This is a genomic window from Mycobacterium europaeum (assembly GCF_034555895.2).
GTDB lineage: Bacteria > Actinomycetota > Actinomycetes > Mycobacteriales > Mycobacteriaceae > Mycobacterium > Mycobacterium europaeum.
This window is the reverse complement of the sequence record NZ_CP157315.1, coordinates 3,890,761-3,903,317: the sequence shown is the minus strand read 5'-3', so window position 1 is coordinate 3,903,317 and position 12,557 is coordinate 3,890,761. Positions and strand designations below refer to the sequence as shown.

The 12,557-nt window shown below is 67.4% G+C and carries 7 protein-coding genes; 6 read left to right on the top strand and 1 reads right to left on the bottom strand.

Going from position 1 to position 12,557, the window contains the following annotated elements:
* Window positions 1-90 precede the first annotated feature (90 nt).
* Entirely contained in the window at window positions 91-714 is a 624-nt protein-coding gene (gene rplJ / locus U8D42_RS17920) for a 50S ribosomal protein L10 (RefSeq protein WP_085240548.1), read from the top strand.
* A 36-nt stretch (window positions 715-750) separates the two neighbouring features.
* Window positions 751-1,143, top strand: a complete 393-nt coding sequence (gene rplL / locus U8D42_RS17915) for a 50S ribosomal protein L7/L12 (RefSeq protein ID WP_083073979.1) — start codon at window positions 751-753, stop codon at window positions 1,141-1,143.
* 55 nt (window positions 1,144-1,198) lie between these two features.
* On the opposite strand, the gene U8D42_RS17910 is transcribed toward rplL, so the two are convergent.
* The gene (locus U8D42_RS17910; protein ID WP_431523786.1) at window positions 1,199-1,909 is read right to left on the bottom strand and encodes a TetR/AcrR family transcriptional regulator; all 711 of its coding nucleotides are present in this window, start codon (window positions 1,907-1,909) and stop codon (window positions 1,199-1,201) included.
* A 62-nt stretch (window positions 1,910-1,971) separates the two neighbouring features.
* On the opposite strand from U8D42_RS17910, the gene U8D42_RS17905 reads away from it, so the two are divergent.
* From U8D42_RS17905 to U8D42_RS17890, 4 genes are all read left to right on the top strand, one after another.
* A complete protein-coding gene (locus U8D42_RS17905; protein WP_322858750.1) occupies window positions 1,972-3,468 on the top strand; it encodes a carotenoid oxygenase family protein in 1,497 nt (498 codons plus the stop codon).
* Between the two features lie 169 nt (window positions 3,469-3,637).
* The gene (locus U8D42_RS17900; RefSeq protein ID WP_068061608.1) at window positions 3,638-4,648 is read left to right on the top strand and encodes an ABC transporter ATP-binding protein; all 1,011 of its coding nucleotides are present in this window, start codon (window positions 3,638-3,640) and stop codon (window positions 4,646-4,648) included.
* 392 nt (window positions 4,649-5,040) lie between these two features.
* Window positions 5,041-8,562 carry a DNA-directed RNA polymerase subunit beta gene (locus U8D42_RS17895; RefSeq protein ID WP_090421541.1) on the top strand — a complete coding sequence of 1,174 codons (3,522 nt, stop codon included), beginning with the start codon at window positions 5,041-5,043 and terminating at the stop codon, window positions 8,560-8,562.
* Between the two features lie 40 nt (window positions 8,563-8,602).
* Window positions 8,603-12,553 (top strand): DNA-directed RNA polymerase subunit beta', encoded by a 3,951-nt coding sequence (locus tag U8D42_RS17890; protein WP_322858751.1) that lies wholly within the window; start codon window positions 8,603-8,605, stop codon window positions 12,551-12,553.
* Window positions 12,554-12,557 lie beyond the last annotated feature (4 nt).

Sequence of the window (12,557 nt, the reverse complement as noted above, 5' to 3'; positions counted from 1 at the left end):
GCATCCTGCGCCGGGGCGTACTTCGTTTTCAGGCGCGCCTTTGGTGATCGCAGACGACACGTCGCATGGCTTTCACTTCAGGAGGTACGCATGGCCAGGGCTGACAAAGCCACCGCCGTTGCAGACATCGCCGAGCAGTTCAGGGAGGCGACCGCGACCCTGATCACCGAGTACCGCGGTCTGACCGTGGCCAACCTGGCCGAGCTGCGCCGGTCGCTCAGCGGATCGGCCACCTACTCGGTGGCCAAGAACACGCTGATCAAGCGGGCGGCGTCCGAGGCGGGCGTGGAAGGTCTCGACGAGCTGTTCGCCGGGCCCACCGCGATCGCGTTCGTCACCGGGGAACCGGTGGACGCCGCCAAGGCCATCAAGACCTTCGCCAAGGACAACAAGGCGCTGGTCATCAAGGGCGGCTACATGGACGGCCGCGCGCTGACGGTCGCCGAGGTGGAGCGCATCGCCGACCTGGAGTCGCGCGAGGTGCTGCTGGCCAAGTTGGCCGGCGCGATGAAGGGCAACCTCGCCAAGGCGGCCGGCCTGTTCAATGCCCCCGCCTCGCAGGTCGCCCGCCTCGCGGCCGCGCTGCAGGAGAAGAAGGCCGCCGAAGCGCCTGCGGCACCCGCCGCGGAGGCGGCGCCCGCCGCCGAGCCGGCCCCAGAACCAGCTTCGGAGACACCCACCGAGGCCCCGGAAACCCCGGCCGAAGCCGAATAACCCCCAACCGCCGAAATTAGGAAGGACCCACACACCATGGCGAAAATGTCCACCGACGACCTGCTCGACGCCTTCAAGGAAATGACCCTCTTGGAGCTCTCCGACTTCGTCAAGAAGTTCGAGGAGACCTTCGAGGTCACCGCGGCCGCTCCGGTCGCCGTCGCCGCGGCCGGCCCGGCCGCCGGTGGCGCGCCCGCCGAGGCCGCCGAGGAGCAGTCCGAGTTCGACGTCATCCTCGAGGCTGCCGGCGACAAGAAGATCGGCGTGATCAAGGTCGTCCGCGAGATCGTCTCCGGCCTGGGCCTCAAGGAGGCCAAGGACCTGGTCGACGGCGCGCCCAAGCCGCTGCTGGAGAAGGTCGCCAAGGAGGCCGCCGAGGAGGCCAAGGCCAAGCTGGAGGCCGCCGGCGCCACCGTCACCGTCAAGTAGCACCACGCGCAAACCCCCCGGGACCGCGCCGCGGCCCCGGGGGGTTTGCGCGTGTTCAGCCCGCCAGCATCGCCGACCGCACCGATTGCGCCACCCGCTCGGGCGAATCGCCAAGCGCCACCAGCAGATTCGAATTCATCGAGGCGAGTAGCGGCAGCACCGCGGCCCCGTCGTGGCCGTAGTAGCCGGCCAGCTCCAGCATCACGAACCCGTGGGTCAACGCCCAGAACTGCGCGGCGGTGGCCACCACGGCCGCGTCGTCGTCCGCCGAGCCGGCGCTGATCCGGCCCGCCAGCATGCACCGATGCACACCGCGCACCACGTGCGCGAAGCTGGGAATGTGCTGGTCGATCTCGGCGACGGTCAGGGTCAGCACGTTGCCGGTCGGCGCGTTGATGCCGTGCGCGCTGGTGCTGCCGAACATCAGCCGGTACATGTGCGGGTGCTTGATGGCGTAGCGGCGGTAGGCCGCGCCGGTCGCGAACAGGTCGGCGACGGGGTCGGCGGTCTGCGGCACGGTCAGCGCGGCGTCGAACTGCCGCAACCCTTCCGCGGCCACCTCGGCGATCAGGCCCCGCATCCCGCCGAAATGGGTGTACACCGCCATCGTCGAGGTTCCGGCGGCGCCGGCCACCTTGCGGGTCTGCAGCGCATCGGGGCCGTGCTCGTGCAGCAGGCCGACCGCGGCGGACAGCATCTCGTCGCGGACACTGCGCTGTTCGGCCGGCGTCGGGCGCGGCGTCGCTTCCGAAGTCATCGTTGCCATCTTCCCATCCACGGCGTACGGTCCCTATAACAACGTCATATCAATGTTATAGGAGCTCAGACATGACGTCCGTGCAAACCGCCGAAACCGGCAACCCCTATTTGGAGGGCCTGCTGGCGCCGGTGGGCGCCGAGGTGACCGCGACCGAACTGCGCGTCACCGGGAACATCCCGGAGCACCTCGACGGGCGCTATCTGCGCAACGGGCCCAACCCGGCCGAAGAGGTCGACCCGGCCACGTACCACTGGTTCAGCGGCGACGGCATGGTGCACGGCGTGGCGCTGCGCGACGGCCGGGCCCGGTGGTACCGCAACCGCTGGGTGCGCAGCCTGTCGGTGTGCGCCGCCCTGGGCGAGCCGCCACCGGGGCGGCTCGATCCGCGGGCGGGCATGCTCTCGCTGGGCGCCAACACCAACGTGCTGACCCACGCCGGGCGCACGCTGGCGCTCGTCGAGGGCGGGGTGGCCAATTACGAGCTGAGCGACGAGCTGGACACCGTCGGGACGTGTGACTTCGACGGCACGCTGGCCGGCGGCTACACCGCTCATCCGCACCGCGACCCGCGCACCGGCGAATTGCACGCCGTCTCTTACTCATTCGCCCGCGGGCGGACCGTGCAGTACTCGGTGATCGACACCCGGGGCCGCGCCCGCCGCACGGTCGACATCGAGGTGTCGGGGTCGCCGATGATGCACGACTTCTCGCTGACCGAGAAATACGTCGTCATCTACGACCTGCCGGTGACTTTCGACCCGGGGCAGGTGCTGCCGGTGACCATGCCCCGCTGGCTGTCGATGCCGGCCCGGCTGGTGATGCAGTCGCTGATCGGACGCGTCCGGGTACCGAGCCCGGTCAACGCGATGATGAACCGGAACCCGAAGCACTCCGACCGGATGCCGTACGCCTGGAACCCGGGCTACCCGGCGCGGATCGGGGTCATGCCCCGCGAGACCGGCGATAACGCCGCCGGAGACGCCCCGGTCCGCTGGTTCGACATCGAGCCCTGCTACGTGTACCACCCGCTCAACGCCTACTCCGAGATGCGGGACGGGGGCGAGGTCTTGGTGCTCGACGTGGTGCGCTATTCGCGGATGTTCGAGCGCGACCGGCGCGGGCCCGGCGAGACGCCGCCGACGCTGGACCGGTGGACCATCAACCTGTCGACCGGCGCGGTGGGCGCCGAATGCCGCGACGATCAGCCGCAGGAATTTCCGCGGATCAACGAGGAGTTGCTGGGCGGGCCGCACCGGTTCGGCTACACCGTCGGGGCGTACTTCTCCGGCGGCGCCTCCGCGCTCTACAAGCACGACTACGCGACCGGCGGCCGCGCGGTCGCGCCGCTGGACCCCGACCTTTTGCTCGGTGAGATGTCCTTCGTGCCCAACCCCGGCTCCCGCTCCGAGGACGACGGGGTCCTGATGGGCTACGGCTATCACCGCGGGCGTGACGAAGGCCGGCTGGTGTTGCTGGACGCCGCGACGCTCGAGTCGGTGGCCACCGTGCACCTGCCGCAGCGGGTGCCGATGGGTTTCCATGGGAACTGGGCGCCCACTGGCTAACGCGCGTTGAATAGAACACCCCCCGCCGGGGGCGGCGGGATCTCAGGTCAGCCAATTTTTGCCGGCTGTCCCATGCAACCCTGATGCCGCGCAGCAAGCGTGCGCTACAGTGACTCATGCCACATAAAAGGGCAGGTGGCGGGCTTGAGCGTCGACGGAAGGATCTCCCATGGGTGTCGCGATTGAAGTGAACGGCCTCACGAAGTCCTTCGGGTCATCCAGGATTTGGGAAGACGTGACGCTGGAGATCCCCGCCGGCGAGGTCAGCGTCCTGCTGGGGCCGTCGGGTACCGGCAAATCGGTGTTCCTGAAGTCCCTGATCGGCCTGCTGCGGCCGGAGCGCGGCTCGGTCGTCATCGACGGCACCGACATCCTGCAGTGCTCGGCCAAGGAGCTCTACGAGATCCGCACGCTGTTCGGCGTGATGTTCCAGGACGGCGCGCTGTTCGGCTCGATGAACCTCTTCGACAACGCCGCCTTCCCGCTGCGCGAGCACACCAAGAAGAAGGAAGGCGAGATCCGTGACATCGTCATGGAGAAGCTGACCATGGTGGGTCTGGGCGGCGACGAGAAGAAGTTCCCCGGCGAGATCTCCGGCGGTATGCGCAAGCGCGCCAGCCTGGCCCGTGCCCTGGTGATGGACCCGCAGATCATCCTCTGCGACGAGCCCGACTCCGGTCTGGACCCCGTTCGCACCGCCTACCTGAGCCAGCTGATCCTCGACATCAACGCCCAGATCGACGCCACCGTCCTGATCGTCACGCACAACATCAACATCGCCCGCACCGTCCCGGACAACATGGGCATGCTCTTCCGCCGCAAGCTCGTCATGTTCGGCCCGCGCGAGGTGCTGCTGACCAGTGACGAGCCGGTCGTGCGGCAGTTCCTCAACGGCCGCCGCATCGGCCCGATCGGCATGTCGGAGGAAAAGGACGAGTCGACCATGGCCGAAGAGCAGGCCGCCCTCGAAGCCGGGCAGCACGCCGGTGGCGTGGAGGAGATCGAGGGGGTGCCGCCGCAGATCGTCGCCTCGCCGGGCATGCCGGAGCGCAAGGCCGTCGCCCGGCGCCAGGCGCGAGTGCGCGAGATCCTGCACACCCTGCCGCAGAAGGCGCAGGCCGCGATCCTCGACGACATGGAGGGAACCCACAAGTACCGGCCGCACGAGGTCGGCGACTAGGAGGCCGGCCCGCGAGTTTCGCGATAACTTCGCGTAACTCGGCGGCCCGCCCTCTTGACGACGGGCCGTAAACGGGTCAGTCTGTTGGGCAGCATGTATCCAGTGGAAAGTCGAGATGCCAGCCAGCGCCGATGTCCCTGGATTGCCTGTGCTGGGCAGTTGAGGAATGCGCGGTCCTACGCTATTGTTGGACGTTGCGCTGGCTACCTCCTGCCCACCTCACCCGCCACTTGACACTGTGGTCTAAGCCTGAGCCCCCTCTAGCGGCTTAGTTCTTTAGTTGTGCGCGTGAGATTCGGACAGATCGTTCGCCGGCCTAACCGACACAATTCGCGGCGAACAGACCGGGTTCCGGTTTTCGTGAGTCGCACGAGGTGCTGGAAGGATGCATCTTGGCTGATTCTCGCCAGAGCAAAACGGATCGCCCACAGAGTTCCTCTAATGGAAGTTCCTTAAACGGCTCCGTGCCCGGGGCACCCAACCGAGTGTCCTTTGCCAAGCTCCGCGAACCGCTCGAGGTTCCCGGCCTGCTCGACGTGCAGATCGATTCCTTCGATTGGTTGATCGGCTCGCCGCGGTGGCGTGCGGCCGCCGCCGAGCGTGGCGAGCCCCAACCGGTCGGCGGCCTCGAAGAGGTGCTCTATGAGCTCTCGCCGATCGAGGACTTCTCCGGCTCGATGTCGCTGTCGTTCTCCGACCCCCGCTTCGACGAGGTCAAGGCGCCGGTCGAGGAGTGCAAAGACAAGGACATGACGTACGCGGCCCCGCTGTTCGTCACGGCCGAGTTCATCAACAACAACACCGGCGAGATCAAGAGCCAGACGGTGTTCATGGGTGACTTCCCGATGATGACGGAGAAGGGCACCTTCATCATCAACGGCACCGAGCGTGTGGTCGTCAGCCAGCTGGTGCGCTCGCCCGGCGTGTACTTCGACGAGACCATCGACAAGTCCACCGAGAAGCTGCTGCACAGCGTCAAGGTGATCCCCAGCCGCGGTGCGTGGCTGGAGTTCGACGTCGACAAGCGCGACACCGTCGGCGTGCGCATCGACCGCAAGCGCCGCCAGCCGGTCACCGTCCTGCTCAAGGCGCTCGGCTGGACCAACGAGCAGATCCACGAGCGGTTCGGCTTCTCCGAGATCATGATGGGGACGCTGGAAAAGGACAACACCGCCGGCACCGACGAGGCGCTGCTGGACATCTACCGCAAGCTGCGGCCGGGCGAACCGCCGACCAAGGAGTCCGCGCAGACGCTGCTGGAGAACCTGTTCTTCAAGGAGAAGCGCTACGACCTGGCCCGCGTCGGCCGCTACAAGGTCAACAAGAAGCTGGGCCTGCACGCGGGCGAGCCGATCACGTCGTCGACCCTGACCGAGGAAGACGTCGTCGCGACCATCGAGTACCTGGTGCGCCTGCACCACGCCCGTACGGATGGCCAGCCCGCTGTGATGACTGTCCCCGGCGGCATCGAGGTGCCGGTGGAGACCGACGACATCGACCACTTCGGCAACCGCCGGCTGCGCACCGTGGGCGAATTGATCCAGAACCAGATCCGGGTCGGCATGTCCCGGATGGAGCGGGTCGTCCGCGAGCGGATGACCACCCAGGACGTCGAGGCCATCACGCCGCAGACGCTGATCAACATCCGCCCGGTGGTCGCCGCGATCAAGGAGTTCTTCGGCACCAGCCAGCTGTCGCAGTTCATGGACCAGAACAACCCGCTGTCGGGGCTGACCCACAAGCGCCGCCTGTCGGCGCTGGGCCCCGGTGGTCTGTCCCGTGAGCGGGCCGGGCTGGAGGTCCGCGACGTCCACCCGTCGCACTACGGCCGGATGTGCCCGATCGAGACCCCCGAGGGTCCCAACATCGGTCTGATCGGCTCGCTGTCGGTGTACGCCCGGGTCAACCCGTTCGGCTTCATCGAGACGCCCTACCGCAAGGTGGTGGATGGCGTCGTCACCGACGAGATCCACTACCTGACCGCCGACGAGGAGGACCGCCACGTCGTGGCGCAGGCCAACTCGCCGATCGACTCCAGCGGCCGGTTCGTCGAGCCGCGCGTCCTGGTCCGCCGCAAGGCGGGCGAGGTCGAGTACGTGCCGTCGTCCGAGGTGGACTACATGGACGTCTCGCCGCGCCAGATGGTGTCGGTGGCGACCGCGATGATCCCGTTCCTCGAGCACGACGACGCCAACCGTGCCCTGATGGGCGCCAACATGCAGCGCCAGGCGGTTCCGCTGGTCCGCAGCGAGGCGCCGCTGGTGGGCACCGGGATGGAGCTGCGCGCGGCGATCGACGCCGGCGACGTGGTCGTCGCCGACAAGGCCGGCGTGATCGAGGAGGTGTCCGCCGACTACGTCACCGTGATGGCCGACGACGGCACCCGGCAGACCTACCGGATGCGCAAGTTCGAGCGTTCCAACCACGGCACCTGTGCCAACCAGTCGCCGATCGTGGACGCCGGCGACCGGGTCGAGGCCGGCCAGGTGATCGCCGACGGGCCGTGCACCGAGAACGGTGAGATGGCGCTCGGCAAGAACCTGCTCGTGGCGATCATGCCGTGGGAGGGCCACAACTACGAGGACGCGATCATCCTCTCCAACCGCCTGGTTGAGGAGGACGTGCTCACCTCGATCCACATCGAGGAGCACGAGATCGACGCTCGCGACACCAAGCTGGGCGCCGAGGAGATCACCCGGGACATCCCGAACGTCTCCGACGAGGTGCTCGCCGACCTCGACGAGCGCGGCATCGTCCGCATCGGCGCCGAGGTTCGCGACGGCGACATCCTGGTCGGCAAGGTCACCCCGAAGGGTGAGACCGAGCTGACCCCGGAGGAGCGGCTGCTGCGGGCGATCTTCGGTGAGAAGGCCCGCGAGGTCCGCGACACCTCGCTGAAGGTGCCGCACGGCGAGTCCGGCAAGGTCATCGGCATCCGGGTGTTCTCCCGCGAGGACGACGACGAGCTGCCGGCCGGGGTCAACGAGCTGGTCCGCGTGTACGTGGCCCAGAAGCGGAAGATCTCCGACGGCGACAAGCTCGCCGGCCGGCACGGCAACAAGGGCGTGATCGGCAAGATCCTGCCGCAGGAGGACATGCCGTTCCTGCCGGACGGGACCCCGGTGGACATCATCCTGAACACCCACGGTGTGCCCCGACGGATGAACATCGGCCAGATCCTGGAGACCCACCTCGGTTGGGTGGCCAAGTCCGGCTGGAACATCGAGGGTTCACCCGAATGGGCGGCCAACCTCCCCGAGGGTCTGCTGCACGCGCAGCCGAACCAGATCGTGTCGACGCCGGTGTTCGACGGCGCGAAGGAGGAGGAGCTGCAGGGCATGCTGTCGTGCACGCTGCCCAACCGCGACGGCGAGGTCATGGTCGACGGCGACGGCAAGGCGGTGCTCTTCGACGGCCGCAGCGGTGAGCCGTTCCCGTACCCGGTGACGGTCGGCTACATGTACATCATGAAGCTGCACCACCTGGTGGACGACAAGATCCACGCCCGCTCCACCGGCCCGTACTCGATGATCACCCAGCAGCCGCTGGGTGGTAAGGCGCAGTTCGGTGGCCAGCGGTTCGGTGAGATGGAGTGCTGGGCCATGCAGGCCTACGGCGCCGCGTACACGCTGCAGGAGCTGTTGACCATCAAGTCCGACGACACGGTCGGCCGGGTCAAGGTGTACGAGGCGATCGTCAAGGGCGAGAACATCCCGGAGCCGGGCATCCCGGAGTCGTTCAAGGTGCTGCTCAAGGAGCTGCAGTCGCTGTGCCTGAACGTCGAGGTGCTCTCCAGCGACGGCGCGGCGATCGAGCTGCGCGAAGGCGAGGACGAGGACCTGGAGCGGGCCGCGGCCAACCTGGGAATCAACTTGTCGCGCAACGAATCCGCCTCCGTTGAGGATCTTGCTTAATTCAGTTAGTCACTAATCCCGCAAGGGGAAAGGAAGTTACGTGTTAGACGTCAACTTCTTCGATGAACTCCGTATCGGCCTGGCCACGGCGGAGGACATCAGGCAATGGTCGTACGGCGAGGTCAAGAAGCCGGAGACGATCAACTACCGCACGCTCAAGCCGGAGAAGGACGGCCTGTTCTGCGAGAAGATCTTCGGACCGACTCGCGACTGGGAGTGCTACTGCGGCAAGTACAAGCGCGTCCGCTTCAAGGGCATCATTTGTGAGCGCTGCGGCGTCGAGGTGACCCGCGCCAAGGTGCGCCGCGAGCGGATGGGCCACATCGAGCTCGCCGCACCGGTCACCCACATCTGGTACTTCAAGGGTGTGCCGAGCCGGCTCGGTTACCTGCTCGACCTCGCCCCGAAGGATCTCGAGAAGATCATCTACTTCGCGGCGTACGTGATCACGTCGGTCGACGACGAGATGCGGCACAACGAGCTGTCCACGCTCGAGGCCGAGATGATGGTGGAGCGCAAGGCCGTCGAGGACCAGCGCGACGCCGACCTGGAGGCCCGCGCGCAGAAGCTGGAGGCCGACCTGGCCGAGCTGGAGGCCGAGGGAGCCAAGGCCGACGCCCGCCGCAAGGTTCGCGACGGCGGCGAGCGGGAGATGCGTCAGCTCCGCGACCGCGCCCAGCGCGAGCTGGACCGGCTGGAGGACATCTGGAGCACCTTCACCAAGCTGGCCCCCAAGCAGCTGATCGTCGACGAGAACCTCTACCGCGAGCTCGTCGACCGTTACGGCGAGTACTTCACCGGCGCCATGGGCGCGGAGTCGATCCAGAAGCTCATCGAGAACTTCGACATCGACGCCGAGGCCGAGCAGCTGCGTGACGTCATCCGAAACGGCAAGGGGCAGAAGAAGCTTCGCGCGCTGAAGCGGCTGAAGGTGGTCGCCGCCTTCCAGCAGTCGGGCAACTCGCCGATGGGCATGGTGCTCGACGCCGTCCCGGTGATCCCGCCGGAGTTGCGCCCGATGGTGCAGCTGGACGGTGGCCGGTTCGCCACCAGCGACCTGAACGACCTGTACCGCCGGGTGATCAACCGCAACAACCGGCTCAAGAGGCTGATCGATCTCGGCGCGCCGGAGATCATCGTCAACAACGAGAAGCGGATGCTGCAGGAGTCCGTCGACGCGCTGTTCGACAACGGCCGCCGCGGCCGCCCGGTGACCGGGCCGGGCAACCGTCCGCTGAAGTCGCTGTCGGATCTGCTCAAGGGCAAGCAGGGCCGGTTCCGGCAGAACCTGCTCGGTAAGCGCGTCGACTACTCGGGCCGTTCGGTCATCGTGGTCGGCCCGCAGCTCAAGCTGCACCAGTGCGGCCTGCCCAAGCTGATGGCGCTCGAGCTGTTCAAGCCCTTCGTGATGAAGCGGCTCGTCGACCTCAACCACGCGCAGAACATCAAGAGCGCCAAGCGCATGGTCGAGCGGCAGCGCCCCCAGGTGTGGGACGTCCTCGAAGAGGTCATCGCCGAGCACCCGGTGCTGCTGAACCGCGCGCCCACCCTGCACCGACTGGGCATCCAGGCCTTCGAGCCGATGCTGGTGGAGGGCAAGGCGATTCAGCTGCACCCGTTGGTGTGTGAGGCGTTCAACGCCGACTTCGACGGTGACCAGATGGCCGTGCACCTGCCGCTGTCCGCCGAGGCGCAGGCCGAGGCGCGCATCCTGATGTTGTCCTCGAACAACATCCTGTCGCCCGCGTCCGGGCGTCCGCTGGCCATGCCGCGATTGGACATGGTGACCGGGCTGTACTTCCTGACCACCGAGGTCGACGGCGACAAGGGCGAGTTCTCACCCGCCGCCAAGGACCAGCCGGAGGTGGGCGTGTACTCCTCGCCGGCCGAGGCGATCATGGCCGCGGACCGCGGCGTGCTCTCGGTGCGGGCCAAGATCAAGGTGCGGCTGACGCAGCTGCGTCCGCCGGCCGAGATCGAGGCGGAGTTGTTCGGTGCCAACGGCTGGCAGCCCGGCGACGCCTGGATGGCCGAGACCACGCTGGGCCGGGTGCTGTTCAACGAGCTGCTGCCGCACGGCTATCCGTTCGTGAACAAGCAGATGCACAAGAAGGTGCAGGCCGCGATCATCAACGACCTGGCCGAGCGCTACCCGATGATCGTGGTCGCGCAGACCGTCGACAAGCTCAAGGACGCCGGCTTCTACTGGGCGACCCGCAGCGGTGTCACCGTGTCGATGGCCGACGTGCTGGTCCCGCCGCGCAAGAAGGAGATCCTCGACCACTACGAGGAGCGGGCGGAGAAGGTCGAAAAGCAGTTCCAGCGCGGCGCTTTGAACCACGACGAGCGCAACGAGGCGCTGGTGGAGATCTGGAAGGAAGCCACCGACGAGGTCGGTCAGGCGCTCCGCGAGCACTACCCCAGCGACAACCCGATCATCACGATCGTCGACTCGGGCGCCACGGGTAACTTCACCCAGACCCGAACGCTGGCCGGCATGAAGGGCCTGGTGACCAACCCGAAGGGTGAGTTCATCCCGCGCCCGGTCAAGTCGTCGTTCCGCGAGGGCCTGACCGTGCTGGAGTACTTCATCAACACCCACGGCGCCCGAAAGGGTCTGGCGGACACCGCGTTGCGCACCGCCGACTCGGGTTACCTGACCCGTCGTCTGGTGGACGTGAGCCAGGACGTCATCGTCCGCGAGCACGACTGCGAGACGGAGCGGGGCATCATCGTCGAGCTGGCCGAGCGTCAGCCCGACGGCACCCTGATCCGAGACCCGTACATCGAAACCTCGGCGTACGCGCGGACTTTGGGTGCCGACGCGGTGGACGAGGCCGGTAACGTCGTCGTCGCGCGTGGCGAGGATCTGGGTGACCCGGAGATCGACGCGCTGCTGGCGGCGGGCATCACCCAGGTCAAGGTGCGCTCGGTGCTGACCTGCACCACGGGCACCGGCGTGTGCGCCACCTGCTACGGGCGGTCCATGGCGACCGGAAAGCTGGTCGACATCGGCGAGGCCGTCGGTATCGTCGCGGCCCAGTCCATCGGTGAGCCCGGCACGCAGCTGACCATGCGTACCTTCCACCAGGGTGGTGTCGGTGAGGACATCACCGGCGGTCTGCCCCGGGTGCAGGAGCTGTTCGAGGCCCGGGTGCCCCGCGGCAAGGCGCCGATCGCCGACGTCACCGGGCGGGTGCAGCTGGAGGAGGGTGAGCGCTTCTACAAGATCACCATCGTTCCCGACGACGGGAGCGAGGAGGTCGTGTACGACAAGCTCTCCAAGCGCCAGCGGCTGCGGGTGTTCAAGCACGAGGACGGCTCCGAGCGGGTGCTGTCCGACGGCGACCACGTCGAGGTGGGCCAGCAGCTGATGGAAGGCTCGGCCGACCCGCACGAGGTGCTGCGCGTGCAGGGCCCCCGCGAGGTGCAGATCCACCTGGTCCGCGAGGTCCAGGAGGTCTACCGCGCCCAGGGTGTGTCGATCCACGACAAGCACATCGAGGTGATCGTTCGCCAGATGCTGCGCCGCGTCACCATCATCGACTCGGGCGCGACGGAGTTCCTGCCCGGATCGCTGATCGACCGCGCGGAGTTCGAGGCGGAGAACCGTCGGGTGGTGGCCGAGGGTGGCGAGCCCGCCGCCGGCCGCCCGGTGTTGATGGGTATCACGAAGGCGTCGCTGGCCACCGACTCGTGGCTGTCCGCGGCGTCGTTCCAGGAGACCACGCGAGTGCTGACCGATGCGGCCATCAACTGCCGCAGCGACAAGCTCAACGGTCTGAAGGAGAACGTGATCATCGGAAAGCTGATCCCGGCCGGTACCGGGATCAACCGGTACCGCAACATCCAGGTGCAGCCGACCGAGGAGGCCCGGGCCGCCGCGTACACGATCCCGTCCTACGAGGATCAGTACTACAGCCCGGACTTCGGCCAGGCGACCGGTGCCGCGGTTCCGCTGGACGACTACGGCTACAGCGACTACCGCTAGTCAC